The 23,208-nt window shown below is 68.3% G+C and carries 14 protein-coding genes and 2 pseudogenes; 13 read left to right on the top strand and 3 right to left on the bottom strand.

Going from position 1 to position 23,208, the window contains the following annotated elements:
* The first annotated feature begins 12 nt into the window (after nt 1–12).
* From J7E91_RS30110 to J7E91_RS30125, 4 genes are all read left to right on the top strand, one after another.
* Nucleotides 13–3,117 (top strand): pPIWI_RE module domain-containing protein, encoded by a 3,105-nt coding sequence (locus tag J7E91_RS30110; RefSeq protein WP_214909928.1) that lies wholly within the window; start codon nt 13–15, stop codon nt 3,115–3,117.
* A 379-nt stretch (nt 3,118–3,496) separates the two neighbouring features.
* Nucleotides 3,497–5,455, top strand: coding sequence for a recombinase family protein (locus tag J7E91_RS30115; protein ID WP_214909930.1), 1,959 nt, complete (start codon nt 3,497–3,499; stop codon nt 5,453–5,455).
* 528 nt (nt 5,456–5,983) lie between these two features.
* Entirely contained in the window at nt 5,984–6,766 is a 783-nt protein-coding gene (locus J7E91_RS30120) for a hypothetical protein (protein ID WP_214909932.1), read from the top strand.
* Nucleotides 6,767–7,132: 366 nt separating this feature from the next.
* Complete coding sequence (locus J7E91_RS30125) at nt 7,133–10,120, top strand: hypothetical protein (protein ID WP_214909934.1); 2,988 nt, start codon at nt 7,133–7,135, stop codon at nt 10,118–10,120.
* Here J7E91_RS30125 and J7E91_RS36365 read toward each other — a convergent pair.
* Nucleotides 10,100–10,277: pseudogene (locus J7E91_RS36365) on the bottom strand (SpoIIE family protein phosphatase); the annotation flags it as partial. The gene J7E91_RS30125 and the pseudogene J7E91_RS36365 overlap by 21 nt on opposite strands.
* 119 nt (nt 10,278–10,396) lie before the next feature.
* Here J7E91_RS36365 and J7E91_RS30130 point away from each other — a divergent pair.
* Nucleotides 10,397–10,561 carry a hypothetical protein gene (locus tag J7E91_RS30130; RefSeq protein WP_251016478.1) on the top strand — a complete coding sequence of 55 codons (165 nt, stop codon included), beginning with the start codon at nt 10,397–10,399 and terminating at the stop codon, nt 10,559–10,561.
* A 558-nt stretch (nt 10,562–11,119) separates the two neighbouring features.
* Here J7E91_RS30130 and J7E91_RS30135 read toward each other — a convergent pair.
* Nucleotides 11,120–11,530, bottom strand: a pseudogene (locus tag J7E91_RS30135) (DEAD/DEAH box helicase); the annotation flags it as partial.
* Between the two features lie 111 nt (nt 11,531–11,641).
* On the opposite strand from J7E91_RS30135, the gene J7E91_RS30140 reads away from it, so the two are divergent.
* From J7E91_RS30140 to J7E91_RS30170, 7 genes are all read left to right on the top strand, one after another.
* The gene (locus tag J7E91_RS30140) at nt 11,642–12,937 is read left to right on the top strand and encodes a DUF4192 domain-containing protein (RefSeq protein ID WP_214909936.1); all 1,296 of its coding nucleotides are present in this window, start codon (nt 11,642–11,644) and stop codon (nt 12,935–12,937) included.
* 108 nt (nt 12,938–13,045) lie between these two features.
* Nucleotides 13,046–15,052 carry a glycogen debranching N-terminal domain-containing protein gene (locus J7E91_RS30145; RefSeq protein WP_214909938.1) on the top strand — a complete coding sequence of 669 codons (2,007 nt, stop codon included), beginning with the start codon at nt 13,046–13,048 and terminating at the stop codon, nt 15,050–15,052.
* 99 nt (nt 15,053–15,151) lie between these two features.
* Nucleotides 15,152–15,916 (top strand): NUDIX domain-containing protein, encoded by a 765-nt coding sequence (locus tag J7E91_RS30150; RefSeq protein WP_214909943.1) that lies wholly within the window; start codon nt 15,152–15,154, stop codon nt 15,914–15,916.
* A 151-nt stretch (nt 15,917–16,067) separates the two neighbouring features.
* Complete coding sequence (locus tag J7E91_RS30155) at nt 16,068–17,822, top strand: ATP-binding cassette domain-containing protein (protein WP_214909939.1); 1,755 nt, start codon at nt 16,068–16,070, stop codon at nt 17,820–17,822.
* Nucleotides 17,823–17,982: 160 nt separating this feature from the next.
* Nucleotides 17,983–18,870: a FadR/GntR family transcriptional regulator gene (locus J7E91_RS30160; RefSeq protein ID WP_078607279.1), complete on the top strand. Its 888-nt coding sequence runs from the start codon at nt 17,983–17,985 to the stop codon at nt 18,868–18,870.
* 377 nt (nt 18,871–19,247) lie between these two features.
* Nucleotides 19,248–20,813 carry an RNA polymerase sigma factor gene (locus tag J7E91_RS30165; RefSeq protein ID WP_214909940.1) on the top strand — a complete coding sequence of 522 codons (1,566 nt, stop codon included), beginning with the start codon at nt 19,248–19,250 and terminating at the stop codon, nt 20,811–20,813.
* 153 nt (nt 20,814–20,966) lie between these two features.
* Complete coding sequence (locus J7E91_RS30170) at nt 20,967–21,797, top strand: serine protease (protein WP_214909941.1); 831 nt, start codon at nt 20,967–20,969, stop codon at nt 21,795–21,797.
* Nucleotides 21,798–21,905: 108 nt separating this feature from the next.
* On the opposite strand, the gene J7E91_RS30175 is transcribed toward J7E91_RS30170, so the two are convergent.
* Nucleotides 21,906–22,136 carry a hypothetical protein gene (locus J7E91_RS30175; protein ID WP_028814168.1) on the bottom strand — a complete coding sequence of 77 codons (231 nt, stop codon included), beginning with the start codon at nt 22,134–22,136 and terminating at the stop codon, nt 21,906–21,908.
* A gap of 432 nt (nt 22,137–22,568) precedes the next feature.
* On the opposite strand from J7E91_RS30175, the gene J7E91_RS30180 reads away from it, so the two are divergent.
* Nucleotides 22,569–23,208: ATP-binding protein (locus J7E91_RS30180; RefSeq protein WP_308377505.1), on the top strand; the 640-nt coding region annotated here is incomplete at its 3' end.

Consider the following 23,208-nt stretch of genomic DNA (forward strand, 5'->3'; position numbering starts at 1 on the left):
CCGTGGAGTCCCATGGCCACCAAATATCGTGACACCAGCCGGGCCGCCTACCTCCTCAAGCCCGACGCCACCCCCTGGACCGCCCGATACCGCGCGCTGCCCTTCCCCGAACAGTGGCACTCGAGCATCCTGGAGCTCTGCAACCTCGGACGCGACCCCGAAGCCGACCCTTACCGCACCGCGCCCGTCGCCCGCTTCAACGGAGTACTACAGAGCCTCGCCCCCGAACTGATCGTCCGGGGACGCCCCCGCGACCCGCTCCAGCAGGCCGAGGACTTCTGGCTCTACGCTCCGCTTGACGTCCCCCACCCCCTGCCGGGAGACACCCTTGACCGGCTGAACGGCTCCTGGCTCCAGGACATCCGTGCCGAGCCCGAGCACTACCGCGCCGTCCTGGACACGCACACGGCACTGCGCGCCTGCCCGCCGCAGTGGCAGGACGTCACCGTCGACCTACTCGGCTGCCCCACGACCGACGGCGGAACCGCAGCCCCGCGCGACCGGCAGTACCAACTCGCGACCGATGCTCTGGCCCGGCGCATCCTCGCTCTCGGCCCCTACGAGCACAGCGCCGGCAGCCTGCACTTCCGCGCCGTGCCACGAGGACCGCGCCAACAAGGGGCGGAGCTCCTCTCGCAGCCCCTCTCGCACGTGGTCAAGGGGCGCGAGTGGTGGTTCTCCATCGTGATCAACATTTCGCTGCACTCCGTCCCCCTCGACCCTCGCCCACGTCTCCACCTGCACACCGGAGTGCGCCGCTGGGCGACTCGCCTCGATGCGAAGAAGCAGCGGCTGCGGCTGCCGTACGGCCGCGACACCTCCGTATACCTGCTGCCGGGCATCCCCTGGCTGCCCGGCACACCCACCAGCGACCGCTACGCGGTGGCGCGTCTGACTTGGGATCGTGGCACCCAGGGCTACACCTGGAAGAACAACGGACCCGCCCAGATCCTCGGCAGGCTGGCACTCAACCGCCCCTTCCCCGACCCGGACAGCCTGCTCACCGAACCCGAGGAATGGATCGGCCATGGGGACGGCACCCGAGCCTCGGTCGTCCACAGCACACACATGGGTGCCCATGGCATCGGCACCGGCCTCATGTCGCACCAGCGTTCACAGATCGTCGAATGGGCCGAACAAGCGCTGCCCGAGCAGATGCGCCGGGTCCCCTCCCTCAGCCGGGCGAGCGCCGGCTCCAGCGCCCCCGCTAACGCCCGTCCCAAGCCCAAGGCGACCGAGAAGGCCGCCGAAGCGGAACGTGAAGCCCTTGCTCGCCGGACTGCACTAGCGGTGGCAGCCAGGATCAACGAGGGCCAGGACCTCGCTGAAGCGGTTAAGGGGAGCGGAGAAGCGGCGGTCGTCGAGGCTCGACTGTTGTGGCAGAGCCCCTCCTTCCGGGATGCGGCCATCGAGGCCGTCGCCGATGTCCTCGGGCTGGACGGTGACGGCGGCCGACCGGCGCCCGCCAACGCCGAGGAGGCATACGAGCTGGCTGCGCCCGGAAGCCCGGTCGTCCTCGAATGGAAGTCCCCAGAACTGACCCTTCGCCTTCGCTGCCTGCGCACCACAGATGGCATCACCGACACCCTGGGCATCGACCCCAAAGCGCGCCCGAGGGGCAAGGCCCTGGAGACGGGCATCAACACTCGGCGGAAGGCGGCCGAGGAGTTCCTCACCAAGGATGGCGCCGACCCGCTCTGCCCTAGCTTCGCACTCGTAGAGATCGACCGCCGTCAGGACTTCGCCCACCGCCTGGACGACCCCAAGTACGCCCTCCGCCTGGGCTGCGCGGATGCGGGCGTGCTCACACAGTTCGCTCTCGTCCCCAAGAAGGCCAAGGGGCACAACACCGAGAAGAACCTCTTGCACCGGGTCCACTCAGGATGGGAGGACGCCCTGCGCCAGTACGGCGTGCGCGTCCTGCCCGAGCACACGCTCGGCGAGGCGCTTCCCGCGGACCTGCGCTACGTCGCCACATACATGGTCAAGCGACGCAAGGACGGACCCACACGGCTTCCCCGCCACACCCCGGTGGCCGTCATGGTGACACCGCTCGCACCAGGCAGCGGCCTGGCCGCGGTCGCTGGCTGGGACGAGCGGACGGGACGCTGGATTCCCTACCCACGCTTCCTCCTCGGCCTGGTCAAGACGGCCGAGATTCCTGAGGTGATCGAACCCGCTGAGGCCGACGCCACCCCGGACTCCGAGGCTGCGGCCTTCGTACCCCGACAGCGTTCGAAGTACCGTATCTGGCACCAGAACATGGACCAGCAGCGCAAGGCCACTGCCCGCTACCTTCAAAAGATGATCCGCTCTCTCCGCGGCCGACCGACGGTCCTGCTGACCCATTCCCAGAACAGTCGGCTGCACTGGCCGTGGCTTCAGGACGGCCAAACCGAACGAGACCTGATCAAGACCGGACACGCACAGCCGGTTGGGCTCGACCCCGACCTCCGGCTGGTCCGCGTACGCACCGCAGCGGGTCGGGAGACCCCCCAGTGGTGGGGTAACGCGGCTCCCGGCGAGGTTAACGGCCTGCCTCAGGGGCTGTGGACGGAAGACGAAGACGCGATCCGGTCCTCGGGGCGGATCTTCTACAGCACCACTCCCAAGGCGGGCACCTTCCGGGACTCCGCCGTCGAGGCCGACAAGATCGCTCCCCGCCCTCTGCGTCAGGGCCCCAACAAGGGCAAACCCACCATCGACACGCACATCCCCGCCTGGAACCCTGGGCTGGTGGAAATCGCGGTCCTGGGCTGCCACCCGGACGCCGGCGACTCGCCCGAAGCCCTTGCCCTTGCCGTGCACCAGCTCCGTCAGGCTCCCGACTACCTGGACGCACTCTCGCTGCCCCTACCCCTGCACCTGGCGAGCCTCGCTCAGCACTACGTTCTGCCAACGGTCGCCGAGGGAGAGGACGAGGCCGATGAGACCTCTCCGGAGGAGTCAGCTGCTGACAAGGCGGAGAGCACCGTCGATGGGCAGCGTGTAGTCGCGGCGCTGGGTTTGATCACTGAGGAGGCGGACACCGAACTGGTGGACGTGGATCCGGAATACGCGCAGGATCCCGGTCTCGCGCAAGCCCCTGAGGACGAGCAGCTCGCGCTGTTCTCATGAAGGAACGGGCAGAGTCGGAATGAGAGGACCGTGCTCTGCCCGGTGACATCGATTCAGAGTACGTCCGGCAGACTTCGGGTACCGCCACCCGCCCACGTCAGCAAACGCTGCTGCCGTTCATCCAGATTCGGCAGCAACACCGCTAAACATCCTGCGAGTTCATCGCAGACCTCCTGTGATGTGCCCAATTCACACCACGAGCGACCGAACGGAAACAGCTGGTTGATTCTCTGTGATCCCTTTGAACGGCCTGCCATCTGCTCGCCTGCCGAGGTTTTTGTGACGCACCCATCGGGGTAACGGATCTGACGTGCAAAACCCTCATGCAACGGCTGTTGTGGCGGCCCGCCTGCGTTTGGACCGGAGGGCGCTGCGGGCTGTGGACTACCTGCGCGTGTCCACTGAGGAGCAGGCCAAGGGCTTCGGCATCGCGTACTCGGGCAAGAAGACGGGCGCGTACATCGGTCAAAAGGGCTGGGAACACGTTGGAACCTTCGTAGATGAGGGCGTCTCAGGGGCGCTGGAGGCCCATGAACGTCCGGCTCTGCGGCGGCTGATGGAGGATGCGCGGAAGGCGCCGCGTCCCTTCGACATCGTCGTCGTCAACGAAGGTCGTGCTATCGGTCGTACCGGGCGCGCCTTTTGGAAGTGGGTCTGGGAACTCCAGGAGATCGGCGTCTTCGTTGCCGTGGTCAAACGGGACTACGACAACAGCACTCCCGAAGGGGAGAGCAAGATGCGCAAGGATGCCGACTACGCCGAGGACGAGCGGGACATCATCCGAGAGCGCACCCAGGGCGGGATCCAGGAGAAGGCTGAGGCCGGAGGATACGTCGGCGGCAAGGTGCCCTACGGGTACCGCGTGGTCGATGGCCGCCTGGTCCTCGACGAGTGCCCCGACAGCAGAGACTGCGGGGCGAAGCATGAGGCGTGCGCCCTGCGCCGAGGGCGGTCGTTGTTCGTTGCGCTGCGTGACTGGGGCGAGGCGGCGGTTGCGCTGAACGCTGAGGGCTCTGCGAAGCGGGACGGTCGGCCGTGGGCTGGCCAGAGTCTGCGTCAACAGGTACTCAGCCCGATTGTGTTGGAGGCGCGGCAGGCGTTCAGGGGCTCAAGCGGGGTGAAGCGGGATCACGACGGCCGGCCTGTGAACGGAGATCCTGTGGTCATTCCTCTGCCTCCTGTCTTCACCCGCGCCGAGGTCGCGGAGGTCAGGGCCGCCAGCAGGTATCCGGTCCGCACGCCGCAGAAGGCTCGTGTCTACCCCCTCACCGGCCGGATCGTCAGCCCTTGTGGCAAGCGCTACATCGGTGGCGGAACGATCGGCCGGGTTCCGGCGTACAGGTGTCAAGGGCGGAGCGAGGCATACGCCGGCGCGCCCACCTGCTCGTGCCCCTACCTGGCCGCCGACCCGGTCGAAGAACAGACATGGCGACAGGTGAGGACGTCTTTCAGCGACGCCGACAGACTCAAGGCCGCGGCGGGTGACCAGACCGGGATGCCGGCCGGTCAGCGTGACGGACTCGAGGAACGCAGGACGGAACTCGACCGACAGATCAGGACCCAGAGGCGGGCAGTCACCATTGCCATCGGCGTAGCCGCGAAGGATGTCGCCGCGCGTGACCTGTCTCTGGCGGAGTCGGAGAAGGCAGTGGAGCGGGCGATCGCACCTCTGCAGGCGGAACTCGACGTCCTGCTGGCGTCCAGGAGAAGGACGACCGCCCAGCTAGGGGAAGCAGAGACGGCACAGGTGAGATCCGCCCAGCTGATTGAGCTGGCGACCATGGCACGCCGGACTCTGCACCGTATTCCGCTAGGAGAGCAGAAGAAGTTCCTAGCCGCGATCGACGCCAAGGTGTCCCTCCTGGAGCCCCCTCGACGCGGACGTAAGGGGCAACCGTGCGCACTGGCGGCATGGTTCACCGAGAGGCAGCTACCAGTCCCGCTGCTGACCGACGAGGGATGGGCAACGGTCGAGCCAATGATCACCCACAAGCCCCGGAGCGTCAGCCCCCGGCTGGTGATGACAGGAATCCTGTACAAGGTCCGCACAGGCACGCCCTGGAGCGACCTCCCGGCGCTCTTTGGCGAACCAGCGACTCTGCGGACCTACTCGGCCCGCTGGCGCCAATCCGGCTTCTGGACGAACGCGATACAGGCCCTCGCGGCTGTCGAGAGCACAGCACTGCCTGCACTGTCCGAGCTGACCATGCGAATCGAGTGCACCATCGAGCCACAGCACCTACTGAACAACAGACAGATCGCGGGCACGGGGAAGGGAACGTCTTGGGGTGACAGCACGGCCGATCTCTTCAACTTGCTGCTGACACTCGAGTGTTGACCTGTGGAAGTGCGTTGTGCGGCTGGAGTGGAGACCAGCGGGCTGGACTCTGACCGGACCCATTGAAGAGTGCGTAGAGCCCGATTTTGGATCAGGCGGACGTAGGGCCTTGACCTGCGTAAACGCGCTGCGCGAGGGGTGTCGGGGTCGAGTACGCGGCCGTTTTCGATCCATGCGTGGTCGGTGCCCCCATCGCGGGCATCGGCTGTCGTATCTTGCAGGTTGATCACCGCGCAACGGAGCCACAGCGATGCGGTACGTCCGTTGCCCTCTTTTAAGGGCGTGACGCCGAACAGCTCGGGCCCCGCCACGCCGCCCGCGCTCCGACCGTTGAAGACCGACAGGCTGAACGAGTCGACTCTCATGCGTCTGTTCGACGTTGATTTCACGGCGGCGTCTTGGTACCTTGTGGCCGCTATGCTGGACTGGGCTCAAGTGCCGGGCCGGACGGCAAACTGCCTCAATGACCATGCGAACGAATGTGTAGTTCGGTCGATACGTCGAGTTGCGGGCGGCTTCCATTAACTTGTGACGACACTGACGCGTAAGCGCGCTCTGTTGCCGTTTCTGAGACATCCGGTGAGGCAGACAGTGGTCTATTCATTCATCGCACACACGAGCCCGGGGCGCAGCAGGGTATTTGCTATTCGTAAGGGCTACCCCGATCGCTTGGAGGCGGTCACCACGCTGGGGGCAGCTGATCTCCATCTGACGGAGGAGTTCGTTGGAGGTCTGAATAGCTTCATGGCCGACCGGGATGATGCAGTTCTGCAAGCAGTGCTGGATCGTGTTCCAGGGCCGGTGGCTATGGCGGCACGGCAGTACCTGAAGGAAAATTGTGCCCCGGAGCTCGGTGCCTTCACGGAATGTGGGCCAGTCGAGGTCGTCCGTGAGGCCGTCTACTTCAGCCGGATTGACCATGAGCTTGAGGAATACCTCGATGGCGCTTACATGATCGGGCTCGGCATCCGTATGTCGAATGAGCTCAGCAGCGATGGCGACATCGGCTGGGTGCTCCAGTTGCGCAGCGACGAGGTCTCCGTGCCGGCCAGTTCTGAGCCGCGTACGTGGGCCCTTCCCGCAGGAGTACCGCTTTTGCGGACTTGGACGAGCGAGCAGCCGCTTGCTGGCCTCGGCCCCGTTCGTGGTGCGCTCGAGGTAGCAGAGGCTGCAAGTGCAGAGGGGTGCTGGGTCAGAGTTCACACGCTGCTTCACAGCAACCGGGACGTCGACTTCGAAGGAAACGGAACCTCGGAGTTCGTTGTCGATGTCTTCGATGCGCGAATCCCCTCGTCAGAGTTGGAAGAATAGGCGGATGTCCCTGCGGCGTCGTGTGTGACGGAGCGAGGCCACCTCCTTCGTCGCCCCTTGTGCGGACGCGCCCCGAGCCGGTCCGTATAGGGGGAGGCGGTGACCTGCCGCCGAACGGTAGAAATTTGGTGGGATCGAGATGATCATTGTGACTGGCGCTCAGCCCTGGATATCCTTGATCGGGCGTGGCTGGTAACCGCTTGGGGCTGGTTGTCACGTTGGGTGAAGCGGTCTTTCGAACCGCAGGTTCCGAGGGACGTGCGCCGTCCCCGAGTCACCTTCAGTCTCTTGAGTCGAATGCATGAACTCGTCGTGCGGACGATGGGCCGACCGGGGGAGGCGCGCAGCGACACCACCCTCCCAGGCGTGGCGCTGACGAACCTGGCAAGCAGCTGCGCTATGTACGACAGCATGGCCCTCCCAGAACGCGGTACGTCCTCCCACGTCAGTCTGTTCCCCATCTTCGCGGCGGTGACGTCTGGGTGGGCCTTCCTGGTTCTGTCGCGGATTGACAGTGGCATGAAACGCGTGCATGAGCCGCGAGAAGACTCATACGGAATCAGCGACCTGTCGGGCCCGATCTTCGGGGGGCCGGCAGATCTAGAGAAGATCTTGGAGGTCTGGCGCACATCGGACCTGGCGAGGTCGACCGAGGTATGGCGGTGGTCGTACGGCCTTATCGACGTGGTGCTTGTCGCCGCATATGTGGGTTTGCTCTGGTACTTGCTGGTGAGGGGGCCAGCGAGTAGTGATCCGGCGGTTCAGGCAACCCGAAGCTGGCACCTGCCCGTAGCTCTTATCGTCATCGAAGTCCTAGAGAACATTCTTCAGCTTGTGAAGCCCTTCCCAGGAGCCCGGGAATTTCTCTGGGGGGCCACTCGTCTCAAGTGGTTGTTGCTCGCAGTTCTCGTAGTGCTCGTTATTGTCGTATCGATCACGCGGGTCGTCGAACAACCAGACCGGCGTCAAATGATTGAGCGCCGACTGCAAGCGACCCTTGCTGTGGCCGGACAGCTGAAAATTCAGCTGATTGCGCTTGCCGTCTTTGCTCTGCTGCTACTCGTCCCTACGACGGATCAGGCCCCCGACATGCTGCGCCGATCCGTGGAGGACGGGTGGGTTTTGGCAGCAGCCCTCGTTGCGGTCTTCTTCCTCTCGGCCGTCCTCTACTTCAGTGACGCAAGCAGTCGTCCCAAGCACAGGAAACGATGGACGCCGCCCTGGTCACTGCTCCTGATGGGAGTGGTGCTGGTTGGGGTGTCCTTCGCTCCGCATGTGACCCGCTTGAGGGCACCCGGTATCCTGCTGCTCGCGATCTATGTTGTTGGCGGTCTCGCAGGGACGCGGTTCCACTACAAGGCTGCTCGTGAGCCTCAGCGGCCCCCTGACGGCGAACAGGCAGAGGCGCTTACGGCGGAAGACATGGCGCGTGCTCGTCGAGAAGCAGACGAAGAGAGGCTTGCGCTGCTATATAAGGGGCAGCGGGAGCGAGTCCGACGGATGCGCTGGTGGATCGCAGCGGTTCCGTTCGTCGTCTGTGGGCTCGCTCTGGGGGCCGCTGAGACCGACCCGGCGTTCTTCGTGGCCGAATCCTGCCTTCACCGGCTCGCACTTGTCCTGAGCCTGCCCATGACACTCGCTGCGGTGGCCTTGGCCGGCCTGTTGGTAACGAAGGCCCCAGACCCGCCGCGCGGTGACCGTGAGGACCACGGTGAGGGAAGCCGCGATGGCGACGCCGTTGACTCACGCTGGTACACGAACTTGCGTCGTGGAGCTCAGGCCGTCCCAGTGTCTCTGGCGATCGGTTTGGTGTTTTCTCACGAGTGGCTTCCCCTCCGACTGGGGGGTCTGGGAGTTTTGGCGGTATCACTCGCCGCGCTTGTGGTGGTGCTCGCCTATCTGCAAAGAGCTTCGAACCTTCTTGAGCCGCCCCGTGGGCTTGAAGTGATCGGCTTTCACCGCATTCCGATGCTCACTTTGCTGGTTGTGTGGGTAGCGCTGGCTGCAGCTATTGATGATCAAGGACCGCATCTGATTCGGGCGGGCTCGAGGCCCAAACAGGAACCTGCCCGCTCGACGGTGCCAGAGGCACTGGATACATGGGCCACGCGCTGTGCCGCAAAGAGCGGGCCCACACCGCTCGTGCTCGTGAGTGCCTCGGGCGGCGGGATCAGGGCCGCCTATTGGACGGCCAGTGTGCTGGATCGGCTCGCGCCGCCCGAGCAAAGCAGCACCTGCGGCCCTGCGGACAAGTTGTTTGTGGCCAGCGGTACTTCGGGCGGCGCAGTGGGACTGGTCGGATACAGCACCAGCTTCGATGGGCTGGATGCAAGACACGCGGGCAAATCAAGGTCGCCTTGGGCGCAGTTCGGGGAAGATAATCTGGCTCCGACACTCGCGGCCCTCTTCGTACGTGACCTACCGGCCGCATTTCTCTATAACGGAGGCTACGACCGGGCTAGAGCGCTGGAGGACAGTTGGAGCCGGTCGAACAGTCGACTCGACCAACCCTTCGCTTGGAGACAGGAGCCGTCGCAGCGCCGGCCCTACCTCATTCTCAACGGCACGATGACGAACGGATGCCGACTGGTAGTCAGCCCATTCGATCTCGGTGCCGGAGCCCCCTATCAGGATGACCCTGCCCGTTGTGCTACGGGCGAGCGCCCCCCTGTGAGCCCAGGAGCTCTTGACGCCGCAGATCTCTTGTGCGGTAGGCAGATTGACAGAAAGACCGCCGCGTTGTTGTCGGCGCGGTTCACGTATGTATCACCCTCAGGAGCGCTGCCCAGCTGCGACGGTACGGCACCGGTCCGAGTTGTCGATGGCGGATACGCCGAGAACAACGGGGCCCAGTCCCTCGTCGACCTCTATACGCGCCGACTGGAGCCGGAAGTCCGCGAATACAACGCTGATCACCGCAGTACATGCATTGTGCCGATTTACGTGCATGTATCCAATGGCTACCAGACCCTGACTCCCGATATCGTCGGTCGCCGCTCGTCCGAGGTTATGACCCCCTTGCGCACCGCGGGTGCTGTTCGTGGCCAGCTTGATGATGTGGCCCTGCAGCGCGCCAAGGTGGCCATGGACGGGGACGTGGGCTGCGATCCAGCGCTCTCCAACAAGATCTCCCGGCGTTTCTTCGTCATCCACCCAAGCCAGCACCCGGGCGTGCAGGCGCCGCTCGGCTGGACCTTGTCGCGTGCCGCGCGCAATGACATGGACCGGCAGCTCTCGGCCATCGCGTGCGACAAACCGTGGCAGTCACATCTCCATGAGGACTGGACAGCACTCACAAGTGTGCTTGGTGCATCGCCGAAAGGCGGATGCGAGTCAGAGACGCAGGACGATTAAGACGGAGTCGTCGGTGTTGCCGGTGAGGGGAAGGAGGCCAGCCAGGAGGGCGTCGGCCAGGGTCTCGGTTTGACTGCCGGTGACGCGTGAGGGAGTCCGCGAGGAGGGTCAGTCCCGTGTCCTCGGTACGGCGCTCGATCAGGCCGTCGATGTACACAGGACGAGGGTGACGCACTCGGCGTTCTTGTTACCTCCCCATGCCACTACTGCGGGGCACCGAAGGCGCACGTCGAGCATGTCGTGCGCGACCTGGACGAGGAGGCTTACAAACGGCTCATGCTGTTCATCCTGAAGGTCGCCCTTGTCGTCGAGGCCGTCTGTGAGCCGGAGCGGACGTACCTCTACTCGCTCGCCAGCCAGCAGGGCAATGCGCATCTGCACTGGCATGTCGCCCTCTGCCGTCCGGCGTCCCCTACCCTCAGCAGCAGTTTCACGCTCTGATGACGGAGAATGGTGTCCTGTCGCTGCCGCCGGACCAGGCGCCCGAGATGGCTGCACGCCTGCGCGAGGCGGTCATCGCCCGATGCGCCCTCAAGGAGGGATGACCGGCGGCGTCCGCACTGTCCCCAGTCGGCCGCACCCGCACATGAGTTCGAGGATCAGCGGTGGAATCTGGCCCGAGAGCAGACGGTGGCGGTATCCGTTGGCGGCGTGGTTTGCTGAGAGGCAACTACGGGTCCCGCTGCTGACAGATGAGGGATGGGCGAAGGTCGAGCCGATGATCGCCTACAGGCCCCGAGGAGTCTGCCCCCGGCTGGTGATGACAGGAATTCTCTACAAGGCCCGCACGGGCACCCCTGGAGGGATCTCCCCGCACTGTTCGGCCAGCCAGCGACCCTGCGGATTTACTCGGCACGCTGGCGTGAGCCCGGCTTCTGGGAGGACGCGATGCAGACCCTCGCGGCTGCCGTGAGCACACACCACCCCCTGCACCGTCTGGGCTGGGCACCCGGATTGAGTGCTCCATCCAGCCGCAGAACCTGCTGAACAGCTGACTGAGCGCGAGTGTGGAGAGAACAGCGCTTCGGGGCTGACCAGCAGCACGTCCACCTCACCGGCGGCGACCTCTGCCTGGACCGTTTCCCACTCCTCGGTGTTGGAGGAGTTGATCGTACGGGCGTGGATGCCGGCGCGGGCTGCGGCTTCGACCTGGTTGCGCATGAGCGCGAGGAGCGGCGAGACGATCACAGTGGGGCCCGCGCCGCGCTCGCGCAACAGCGCGGTGGCCACGAAGTACACGGCGGACTTGCCCCAGCCGGTTCGCTGGACGACCAGCGCTCTGCGCTTGTCGGCGACGAGAGCCTCGATGGCCAGCCATTGGTCCTCGCGCAGCCGGGCGGTGCCGCTGGTGTCCCCGACGAGGCGGGCGAGTACGGAATCGGCCGAGGACCTGAGCTCTGCGTTGGTCATGCCCCCATGCAACCTGATGGTTCGGACATTGTGCGAATGCGGCCTCCAGCCTGTGGATAAAGTTATCCACAGGGTTGGCGGAGCGGGCGGTCTCTGCGGGACCGTCGAGCCATGAACAAGCACCACGAACCCACAGGCCCCTCCGCCGACGACCAGATCACCCTGCGCGGCCCCGCCGAACTCGCCGACGCCCTCCCGTACCTCATGGGTTTCCACCCGACCGACAGCGTGGTGATGGTCGCGCTGCACGGCCGCCGCGGCCGTTTCGGCGGGCGGCTCAGGCTCGGCATCCCCCGCTCGCCGAGGGAATGGCCGTTCGTTTCCGACCAGCTCGCCGAGTGCCTGGTGACCGGAAGTGAGCGCCGGGGAGGCCGCCCCGACGGCATCGTCGTCTTCCTCTGCCAGGACCCGGCCGACGGGGAGTCGGCCCGGCAGGTGATGGAGCGGCTGCGCCCCTTCGCGCAACGGCTGCGCACCGCGTGCGGCGCGCTCGATGTGCCCGTGTTCGAAGCGCTGTGCATTTCCGACGGGAGGTACTGGTCCTACTGCTGCCCCGATGAACGCTGCTGCCCGCCCGACGGCAACGTACTGGCCCTGCCGGGCACCTCGGTGATGGCTGCGGCCGCTGCCTACGCCGGTATCCAAGTGCGCGGAACCCTGCGGGACATGGAGGCGAGGCTCGCGCCGCGGCAGCCGGCCGACCAGGAGCAGGTGCGGGCTCTGGACGCCGCAGGGCTCGCGCTGGTACCCCGGATCCTCGGCGGGGCCGAGCGTGAGCAGGTCGGAGCCGAGACGCTCGGGCTGGCGCGCCGGCTCATGAAGCGCCTCGGTGAGAACAACCCGGCCTCTGCGAGCTGGCCCGAGGCGGACGCCGGGGACGACACACTCATCTCCCATGACGAGGCCGCCGCCGTCATCCTCGGCCTTCAGGACCGCGAGACCAGGGACCGGGCCGCGGAGTGGATGGAAGGCCCCGACGCCGAGCCCGCACTGCGGCTGTGGCGGGCACTGGCCCGTCGGTGCGCCGGAGCGTACGAAACCCATGCCCCGGCCCCGCTCACCCTCGCGGGATGGGTCGCCTGGTCGACCGGCGACGAGCCGGGGGCCAGAGTCGCGCTCGGCCGCGCACTGCGCTCCGACCCCGAGTACACCTTCGCGCAGCTCCTGCACCAAGCGTGCAACGAGGGCCTCGACCCCGAAGCCCTACGGCGCTGCCTGCGCCAGGAGCGCGCGGAGCGCAAGCGGCCCCACCCCCGCCCCGTACGCACGCGGCCGGTGACACGGTCCGTACGGCCGCAGGCAGCCGCCAGGCGCAGTACGCCGCCCGCCAAGGCGCGGTCCGGAGCGGCCGCCGCGCGAGGCCGCACTCGCCGACAGGACGGGCAGCGCGGGAGGAGCGAGCGGTGACGGCCGTGACCAGGGCGGCGATGCGGACGTTCACACGGGTGGCCGTACCGCGAACGCCCCGCGCCCATCCGGCCGGTGCGGCTGTCACGAGCGCAGAGGAGGCACCGTATGACCCTCACCGCCCCGCCCCCCGCCGCCGCCGCGGGAAGGCCACTCAAGGGAGGTACCCGGCCTCCCGGTGAGCTTCCCTCCGTCCATGCCCTGCTGATCTGTGCGGACCTGCCGGGACTGGTGCTCTCCCCTGAACACGGGCAGCTCACCGGTCACGGACTGGAGGGCTTCTACCAGTCGGGGCGCCGGCTGCTCTCCCGCTGCCACCTGCGCATCGCGGGGCGCGAACCGGTCGCGGTGCAGGGCAGGCTGGTCTCGGCCGGTCGTGCCCGGTTCGTGGGTGTGGTGCGTACGCCGGGCAGCGCGGGACCGGACCCCGAGATCGCCGTGGAGCGGCTGCGGCACGCCGAGGGCACGGAACGGATCATCCTGCGCAGCTCGGCACGCCACACCATGCGGCTCCGGGTGGAGATCGGGCTCGGCACCGATCTGGCGGAACTCGGCGCCGTCGCGGCGGGTCGCTCGGGACCTCAGCTGCCTGCCAGTGTGCACGCCTCTGGCATGCGCTGGTCGGCGGCCGGAGCCCAGGCCGTGGTCACCGCCGACCCGCCTCCCGAGGACGCGATTGCCTCCGCCGGCCTGCTGCGGTGGGAGATCGAGCTGCTGCCCGGCGCCTCGCGCGTCATCGAGCTGCGGATCCGTACGGACCGTGGGGCCCGGGCGCCGGTGAAGACCGGGACTGGACCGCTCTCCGAGGCGACGGCGGAGGGAGACGATCCGCGGGTACGGGAGCTGCTGCGGACCAGCATCGGCGATCTGCGGGCCTTGTTGATGCGCGACCCCCGCCATCCGGCGGATGTGTATCTGGCGGCGGGAGTGCCCTGGCGCTGCGGGCTCGCACCCGCCGAGGCGCTGTGGGCGGCGCGGATGACGCTGCCGCTCGGCACGCGGCTCGCCGCGTCGACGCTGCGTGCGCTTGCCCGCACCCAACTGCCCGGCCCGGGGCCGGACCAGGGGCGGCTGCCGGGCCCGCTCAGGGACGCGGGCCCGCATCTCCCGCCCAGCTGCACGGGCGTGGAGGCGACGCTCGCCTTCCCGGTGGTCCTCGCTGAAGCGAGGCGGTGGGGGCTGCCCGAGCAGGACCTGGAGGAGCTGCTTCCCGTGGCCGAGCGCTGTCTGCTCTGGCTGCGCAGAGCCGCGGACCACGACGGCTGTCTGCGGGAGCGGGGGCCCGACCGGCCCCGGCGCAGCGAGACCCAGGCGCACGCCCACCGCGCGGCGGTACTCGGCGCCGACCTGCTGGCCGAGTGCGGCAGGCCGGGCGCCGAAGGATGGCGCGAGTGGGCGGCGGTGCTGCGCCGTACGTTCCGGGAGACCTTCTGGATCGACGACCCCGCGGGCGGGCGGCCGGCGGCAGGCACAGCACGGGGACGGCTCGTCCCGCATCTGGGCGGCGCCGTCGCGCACCTCCTGGACACCGGCCTGCTCGGCGGGGGGCGACTCGCACCCGGTCTGCTGGACAAGGCGCAGACCGAGCAGGTGGCGAGGCTGCTCGGCGGCCCCGCGATGGACTCGGGCTGGGGGCTGCGCAGCCTGGGAGCCAAGGAGACGGGCCACAACCCCTTCGGCCACCGAGGCGGCGCTGTGCGCGTCCACGAAACGGCCGTCGCCGTCACGGGGCTCGCGGCGGCGGGGTACGAGCGGGAGGCGGCGGCGTTGCTGCGCGGGGTCCTCGACGCGGCGGGAGCGTTCGGCAACCGGCTGCCGGAGATGTACTCCGGCGAGCAGCGCACCACGGACAGTCTTCCCGTGCCGCATCCGGCCGCGTGCCGGCCCGCGGCGGTGGCCGCCGCTGCCGGTGTCCACCTGCTCACCGCGCTCGCGGGCGTCCGCCCGGACGCTCCCGCCGGCACGGTCGCGCTGTTCCCCGTACGCAGTGCGCCGCTCGGTGCCGTGCAGTTCTCCGGACTGCGCGTGGCAGGGGAGCCTTTCGCCGTACGGATCAACAGGCTCGGCCTCGGCATGATCGAGGAAGCCGCCGGCGCACTCCAGTTGGGGGTCTGAGCCGTGGACGCCGACGAGCAGCGCGAAGAGGCCGCCGCGGACGGCGGCTTCCTCGGCAAGAGGACTGTTTATCGTCAGGCAGACGACTATGATCACGGCATGTCGCCCTACGACCCATCGGCCTTTCCTCCCTTCGCCGTCACCGTGGATCTGGTCGTGCTCACCGTGCGCCGTCACGCGCTCTGCGCGCTGGTCGTACGCCGCGGCGAGCAGCCCTACCAGGGCCGGTGGGCGCTGCCTGGTGGCTTCGTGCGGGCGGAGGAGGACCTCGGGGCGGCGGCGGCGCGCGAACTCGCCGAGGAGACGGGGCTGTGCGCGCACGAGCCCGGCACACCCTCGATCGGGAACGGGGCGCACCTCGAACAGCTCGCCACGTACGGAGATCCGAAACGCGACCCCCGGATGCGCGTGGTGAGCGTGGCCTATCTGGTGCTCGCGCCGGACCTTCCCGCCCCGCGGGCCGGTGGCGACGCGCACAGCGCGCGCTGGGCGCCCGTGGAGGCCCTGCTCGGCCAGGAGGATGACTACAGCCGCGAGGACGAGCCGCCGGCGCCGCTCGCCTTCGACCATGCCCAGATCCTCGCGGACGGCGTGGAACGCGCCCGCTCCAAGATCGAGTACTCGTCGCTCGCCACCGCTTTCTGCCCGCCGGAGTTCACGGTCGGCGAGCTGCGTCGTGTGTACGAAGCCGTCTGGGGCGTCGCCCTCGACCCCCGGAACTTCCACCGCAAGGTCACCGGCACCCCAGGATTCCTGGTCCCCTCGGGCGGGACCACGACCCGGCAGGGCGGTAGGCCCGCGCAGTTGTTCCGGGCGGGCGGAGCGACGCTGCTCAATCCGCCGATGCTGCGTCCCGAGGTCTGACGCAGAGGTCCGACACGGGCTGACTCAAGCCTGGGACTCATGGCTCTGACACCCGCACGCCCTTCGATGCACGAAAAGTCGCATATGTCGCGTTATCTTGCTGCGGTACCGCCCTGCCGCCGAGCGGTCTCCCCTTTCCGCGAGAGAAGCGATGCTCCAGGCCATCGGACTCACCAGCGCCCCCCGCCGACGTCTCCCGCCCGCCGTCGACGACCTCACCTTCGAGGCGCGGCCGGGGCAGGTCACGGCCCTCCTCGGTGCGGCCGGATCCGGCAAGACCACGGCGCTCAAGCTGATGCTCGACCTCGCGCCCGGCCGCGGTGTCACGTACTTCCGGGGCCGCCCCCTATACCGGATCGCCCACCCCGCGCGTGAGGTCGGGGCACTCCTGGGTGATGTGCCGGGCCACCCCGCGCGTACCGCCCGCGGCCAGCTCCGTATGCTCTGCGCCGCGGTCGGGGTGCCCGCCGCGCGCGCGAACGACATGCTCGACCTCGTCGGCCTTGCCGCCCTCGCCGACCAGCGCCTCAGCACGCTCTCCCTCGGCATGGACCGCCGACTCGGCCTCGCCTCCGCCTTGTTGGCGGACCCGCACACACTCCTCCTCGACGAGCCCGCCAAGGGCCTGTCGCCGCGAGAGCACAGCTGGCTGTTCGGGCTGCTGCGCGGCCACGCCGCCCAGGGCGGCACCGTCCTGTACACCACGAGCGACGCCAAGGAAGCCGCCCGTACCGCCGACCGGGTCGTCACCATCGAGGGTGGCCGCCTCGTCGCGGACCAGACGGCCGCCGAGTTCGCCAGGACCAGGCTCCGCCCCCGCGTCGCCGTCAGGACGCCGCACGCCGCCCGCCTAGGCGCCCTGGTCGCCCGCGAGGCCCGCGCCGCCCGGCGCTCCGTCGAAGTCGTGGCCGAGGGCGGCACACGCCTGTCCGTCTACGGCAGCGACTGCGCGCAGATCGGCGAGACCGCCTTCCGGCACGGCATCCTGATCCACCGGCTCGCCGACGAGACCCTCGACACGGGGCCGGCCCCCGCGCAGCAGCCGCAGCCGGCCCCCACCGCCTCCGGGGGCGCCGGACGGGCCGAAGCCGGCGCCCGGACAGCGGCCCCGCCGCAGACACCCCTCCGCCCGTCCCGCGGCCCGCTCCACCCCCTGCGCTACGAACTGCACCGCCTCCTCGGTACGAGGACGACCCTCCTCATCGCCACCGCCGCCCTGGTCGCCTCCGTGGCGATCTCCGTACTGCTGGCCCGCGAGGGCAGCACCCCCCTGCCCGCCCTTCTCGCCGCCTGGCCCGACCTCCTCCCCCTGCCGCCCGCCGCGTTCGGCGCCGGACTGCTCGGCGCCATCGCGTTCGGTGAGGAGTTCCGGTACCCGGCCCTCGCGACCGCCCGCGGCACGGTCCCCCGCCGTGTCGGACTACTCCTCGCCAAGCTGGCCGTCTCGGCCACCGCCGCGCTCCTGCTGGGCTTCCTCGTGGCGGTGGCCGACGCCCAGGCGCTGAGACTGGTGTACGGCGAAGATCTGCTGCGCGTCCCGGACAAATGGGCCTCCATGGCGGTCAGTTGGTCCGGCCTGACCGTCGGCTGCGCCTGGGCCGGGCTGCTCGGCGCGGCGGTTTTCCGCGCCACGGCAGCCGGAGTGGCCGCGGTACTCGCCGTACCGGTTCTGGTGGTGCCGGTCGCGCAGCGAATCGTCGTGGGCCCGTCCGCGCGTTCGGTGGCCGGACTCCCGGGCAGACTGCGCGAGGTGGCGTGGCTGCAGTGGCCGTACGAGATCGATCCGTGGTTGGTGGCTGCGATGAGGGTCGCGGCCCAACCGGTCGGTGCGGCACTGATGTTGTCGCTGTGTGCCCTGCTTTGCGCATATCTGTTCACTGGCCTTCGCCGCAGGACCTATTGGTGATCGGCCCGGGCTGTGATGGCTGACGCGCGGTCACGGCTACCTGGGGAAAGCCCGTTTCTTTCCGATAAGTCGTCAATTGCAGGGTGGGCGGCGATCACCCTTTCGTGTGCTTTTCACCAAAGACCTCAAGGGGTGCGGGAGTCCCGCCGACAAAGGATCCGTGAGTACCCTTGCGCACACCATGATGACCGCCTCCCGCCCCGCCGATTCCGGCCTCGCCGGGCCGGGTGAACTCGACCGCTACCCCTACGCGGAGGCGCCGGGCGCCGATCGCGTCGGCGTGCCCTCCTGGGACGGGGCCGACACGGACCTGGGCCGGATGGGCCGCCGCTCGGCGGGCAGCCGGGGCCGCGGGCTCCACGGCCAACTCGTCCAGCAGCTCGGCCAGATGATCGTCTCCGGCGACCTCGGCGCCGACCGTCCGCTCGTCCCCGAGGAGATCGGCCAGCGCTTCGAGGTCTCCCGTACCGTCGTACGTGAATCCCTGCGCGTCCTCGAGGCGAAGGGCCTGGTCAGCGCCCGTCCCAACGTCGGCACCCGGGTCCGCCCCGTCAGCGACTGGAACCTGCTCGACCCCGACATCATCGAGTGGCGGGCCTTCGGTCCGCAGCGCGACGACCAGCGTCGCGAACTGAGTGAACTGCGGTGGATGATCGAGCCGCTCGCCGCCCGCCTCGCGGCTGGTCACGGCCGCGAGGACCTCCAGCAGCGGCTCGGCGACATGGTCGAGATCATGGGCCACGCCCTCACTCAGGGCGACTCCCTGACGTTCTCCCGCGCCGACTCCGAGTTCCACTCCCTGCTCATCCAGCTCGCGGGCAACCGCATGCTCGAACACCTCTCCGGCATCGTCTCCGCCGCCCTCCAGGTGTCCGGCGGTCCTGTCACCGGATGTGACCGGCCCACCGAGGCCGCTCTCGTCCACCACTCCCGCACCGTCGACGCGCTCGCCACGGGCGACGCGATGGCCGCCGAAACCGCCATGCGCCAACTGCTCACCGTTCACCCGGAAGTGGAGCGTGTGGTGCCGGCGCCGCGCGAGCACTGACCGCGGAATACGGACCACGGACCACGGCCGGGGTGTGTGCCTTGCGGCCCGACTGCACTGACGAACCTCGTGTCGCCGGATCCCATGGGGGTCCGGCGACACGATTGTGAGCCGATTGCGAGCCGATGTCCCTTCTGTTGTTCCTCATTTCGGCCGGGGTGTGACTCGGGCCACGCAGATTGGGCGTAACACTCCGCGGGACTGTGCGATGACCTAAGAGGTGACAGCCGAAGAGGGAATACAGCCGTCGAACGTGGCGCTGTAACCAGTCCGAGGTTCAACCTGCGCCGTCGGTACATCCCCAGCCGATGTCGTCGGTCGTGGCCCGTACTCAGGGCGAGGCCGGAAGCCGTTTCCATCGTTCCGAGAGGTTGTTCGTGTCGGCCAGCACATCCCGTACGCTCCCGCCGGAGATCGCCGAGTCCGAGTCTGTGATGGCGCTCATCGAGCGGGGAAAGGCTGATGGGCAGATCGCGGGCGATGACGTGCGCCAGGCATTCTTGGCCGACCAGATTCCGGCGGCCCAGTGGAAGAACGTTCTGCGCAGCCTCAACCAGATCCTCGAGGAAGAGGGTGTGACGCTGATGGTCACCGCCGCGGAGTCGCCCAAGCGCCCGCGCAAGAGCGTCGCAGCGAAGAGCCCGGCCAAGCGCACCGCCACCAAGTCCGTCGCGGCCAACGGGGCCCAGCCGGCCCCCGCCAAGACGGTCGCCGCCACTGCCGCTCCGGCACCGGAAACCGTGGACGCCCTGGCCGACGACGATGTCGTCGCCCCGGAGCCGGCGAAGAAGGCAGCCGCCAAGAAGACGGCAGCCAAGAAGACCACTGCGAAGAAGACCGCGGCCAAGAAGACGGCCGCGAAGAAGACCTCCGCCAAGAAGGACGCCGACGAGGCCGCCGACGCTGAGGACTCCACCGAGGAGACCCCGGTCAAGCCGGGCGCCGACGAAGAGGAAGAGGGCGGGGAGAAGGGCTTCGTTCTCTCCGACGAGGACGAGGACGACGCGCCCGCGCAGCAGGTCGCCGTCGCCGGCGCCACCGCCGACCCCGTCAAGGACTACCTCAAGCAGATCGGCAAGGTCCCGCTCCTCAACGCCGAGCAGGAGGTGGAGCTCGCCAAGCGCATCGAGGCGGGCCTGTTCGCCGAGGACAAGCTGGCCAACAGCGACAAGCTCGCGCCGAAGCTCAAGCGCGAGCTGGAGATCATCGCCGAGGACGGCCGCCGCGCCAAGAACCACCTGCTGGAGGCCAACCTCCGCCTGGTGGTCTCACTGGCCAAGCGCTACACCGGCCGCGGCATGCTCTTCCTGGACCTCATCCAGGAGGGCAACCTGGGTCTGATCCGGGCCGTGGAGAAGTTCGACTACACCAAGGGCTACAAGTTCTCGACGTACGCCACCTGGTGGATCCGGCAGGCGATCACCCGCGCGATGGCCGACCAGGCCCGCACCATCCGTATCCCGGTGCACATGGTCGAGGTCATCAACAAGCTGGCCCGTGTCCAGCGCCAGATGCTCCAGGACCTGGGCCGCGAGCCCACCCCGGAGGAGCTGGCCAAGGAACTCGACATGACCCCCGAGAAGGTCATCGAGGTCCAGAAGTACGGCCGCGAGCCCATCTCGCTGCACACCCCGCTCGGTGAGGACGGCGACAGCGAGTTCGGCGACCTCATCGAGGACTCCGAGGCGGTCGTCCCGGCCGACGCGGTCTCCTTCACCCTCCTGCAGGAGCAGCTGCACTCGGTGCTCGACACCCTCTCCGAGCGCGAGGCGGGTGTCGTTTCCATGCGGTTCGGTCTCACGGACGGCCAGCCGAAGACGCTGGACGAGATCGGCAAGGTCTACGGCGTGACGCGTGAGCGCATCCGTCAGATCGAGTCGAAGACCATGTCGAAGCTGCGCCATCCGTCGCGCTCGCAGGTCCTGCGCGACTACCTCGACTAGGGCGTACCCGGTCGTTCGCCGCTCGGGCCGGGGGCCCGGAGTCTCACGTACGAGGCTCCGGGCCCCCGGCCTTTCGTCGCCTTTCGCGGGTGCGGCGCGCAGGTGTCCGGCTGAGGCTGGGAGTGCCATTGCACGACCGAGCCAGGAGGCCGCATGCGTCGCTCTTTTGCCGGATCACTGACAGGGGCGCTGGCCCTGACGGCCATGGCCGTTGCGGCGCCACAGGCCTCAGGAGGGACCACCACCCCGGACGGTGTGGTCGTCGGGGGCCAGCCGGTACAGATCTCGCAGTCGCCGTGGGTGGTGGCCCTCTCGAGCCGTGACCGGTTCGGAGGTACGCGAGCGGGGCAATTCTGCGGGGGAGTGCTGGTGGCACCGGTCAAGGTGCTGACGGCGGCACACTGCGTGAGTTCCGAGGTGCTCGGCGTACCGCTCGCGCAGGTGCGCGACCTGGAGGTCATCGCGGGCCGCAGCGAACTGAAGGGCGCGGGTGGCCGGGAGATCGCGGTGAGTGAGGTCACGCTGAATCCGGCGTACGACAGCAAGACCAACGCGGGGGACTTCGCGCTGCTGACGCTGTCGAGCCCGCTCCCTGCGGCCGACACCATCAAGGCGGCGGGGAGCGGCCACGCGGCGTACACGGCCGGTACGGGCGCGGTCGTCTATGGCTGGGGCGATACCACCGGCGCAGGGTCGTACGCGGATGAGCTGCGGGCGGCGCCGGTGAAGGTGCTGCCCGACAGCGCCTGCGAGCGCGCTTATCCCGGGCACGTGGGCGGCACGTACCGCGCGGACACCATGCTGTGTGCCGGGGACGAGAACGGCGGCCACGACGCCTGCCAGGGGGACAGTGGCGGGCCGCTGGTGGCCGACGGCAGGCTGATCGGGCTCGTCTCCTGGGGGAGCGGCTGCGGTCAGGCTAGGAATCCCGGCGTGTACGCACGCCTCTCGGCGGCCCCTGAAACATGGGCCGAAAGAAGCTGATTACGCTTGCAGCGTACGAGTACGGGCGGCCTTCCCGGCCTGGCCGGGGAGACCGCCCGTCGGCCGGTCTGGGACCGGCCCTTGGCTCGTCGTGGTCGCGAGGAGGTGTCAGCGTTCCTCGTCTTCCGGGGACGGCGGCACGGGGGTCAGCCGGTCGGTCTCGTCCTGTATTTCAGCGGCGATCTTCTTGAGTTCCGGCTCGAACTTGCGTCCGTGGTGGGCGCAAAAGAGCAGTTCGCCGCCGCTGGCCAGGACAACGCGCAGGTAGGCCTGGGCGCCGCATCGGTCGCATCGGTCAGCGGCCGTCAGGGGGCTCGCGGGGGTCAGAACAGTAGTCACGTCGCCTCTTCTCTAGCTCGACGAGCTGTCGTACCAGGGTCAACATCCAACCAGGCCGAAAACGTTCCCGCTCGTGGCTTTTCCTTGAAAATTCTTCCGAGGTGGCTGTCTGCTGCCGGTTAGCGGCGAAGGAGCCGTATTGCGTCGCTCTACGGTTTCGCGTCGATTATTGGGTATTTGCCCTCCCGGCTGGCTTGCCGGTTGTTCATGAGGACGTGCCCGGAGCCTAAATGGTTCATGCCTCGAAGGGAACGTGATGTCCACGTCACTCCAACGAGGGATCGAACGTGCATACGACTCTGGACTAGCATGACTTTTCCTGAGGGTGGCGTTACATCGGCTCTACCAGGCCTCGGTACCCTCTGACCGGCGACCCACGCCGGGCCCGTACCCCATCGGGACACATTTGAAATTCAGCGAGGAGCGAACCGCGTGACCGCCGAGACGTCCGTGCCGTCCACTGCGCTTCTGACCGGTGCAGACCGTGACGGCTCCAACTACACCGCGCGGCACCTGCTCGTACTCGAGGGGCTCGAGGCCGTCCGCAAACGCCCCGGCATGTACATCGGGTCCACCGACAGCCGCGGTCTCATGCACTGCCTCTGGGAGATCATCGACAACTCCGTCGACGAAGCCCTCGGCGGTTACTGCGACCACATTGAGGTCATCCTCCACGACGACGACTCCGTCGAGGTCCGGGACAACGGCCGCGGCATCCCGGTCGACGTCGAGCCCAAGACAGGCCTGTCCGGCGTCGAGGTCGTGATGACCAAGCTGCACGCCGGCGGAAAGTTCGGCGGCGGCTCGTACGCGGCCTCCGGCGGCCTGCACGGCGTCGGCGCCTCCGTCGTCAACGCCCTCTCCGCCCGCCTGGACGTCGAGGTCGACCGCAACAGCGCGACGCACGCCATCAGCTTCCGGCGCGGCGTCCCCGGCATGTTCACCGAGTCCGGCCCCGATGCCCCCTTCGACCCGGCGAACGGGCTGCGCAAGGGCAAGCGGGTCCCCAAGACGCGCACCGGCACGCGCGTGCGCTACTGGGCCGACCACCAGATCTTCCTCAAGGACGCCA

Origin of the sequence: Streptomyces sp. ISL-99, assembly GCF_018614005.1 — a bacterium.
Classification (GTDB): Bacteria; Actinomycetota; Actinomycetes; order Streptomycetales; family Streptomycetaceae; genus Streptomyces; species Streptomyces flavidovirens.

Bases quoted from the DNA above. Each gene is read 5' to 3' on its own strand.
- J7E91_RS30110 (WP_214909928.1), top strand. From the start codon at position 13: ATGGCCACCAAATATCGTGACACCAGCCGGGCCGCCTACCTCCTCAAG.
- J7E91_RS30130 (WP_251016478.1), top strand. From the start codon at position 10,397: ATGCTGTTCATCCTGAAGGTCGCCCTTGTCGTCGAGGCCGTCTGTGAG.
- J7E91_RS30140 (WP_214909936.1), top strand. From the start codon at position 11,642: ATGAACAAGCACCACGAACCCACAGGCCCCTCCGCCGACGACCAGATC.
- J7E91_RS30145 (WP_214909938.1), top strand. From the start codon at position 13,046: ATGACCCTCACCGCCCCGCCCCCCGCCGCCGCCGCGGGAAGGCCACTC.
- J7E91_RS30150 (WP_214909943.1), top strand. From the start codon at position 15,152: ATGTCGCCCTACGACCCATCGGCCTTTCCTCCCTTCGCCGTCACCGTG.
- J7E91_RS30155 (WP_214909939.1), top strand. From the start codon at position 16,068: ATGCTCCAGGCCATCGGACTCACCAGCGCCCCCCGCCGACGTCTCCCG.
- J7E91_RS30170 (WP_214909941.1), top strand. From the start codon at position 20,967: ATGCGTCGCTCTTTTGCCGGATCACTGACAGGGGCGCTGGCCCTGACG.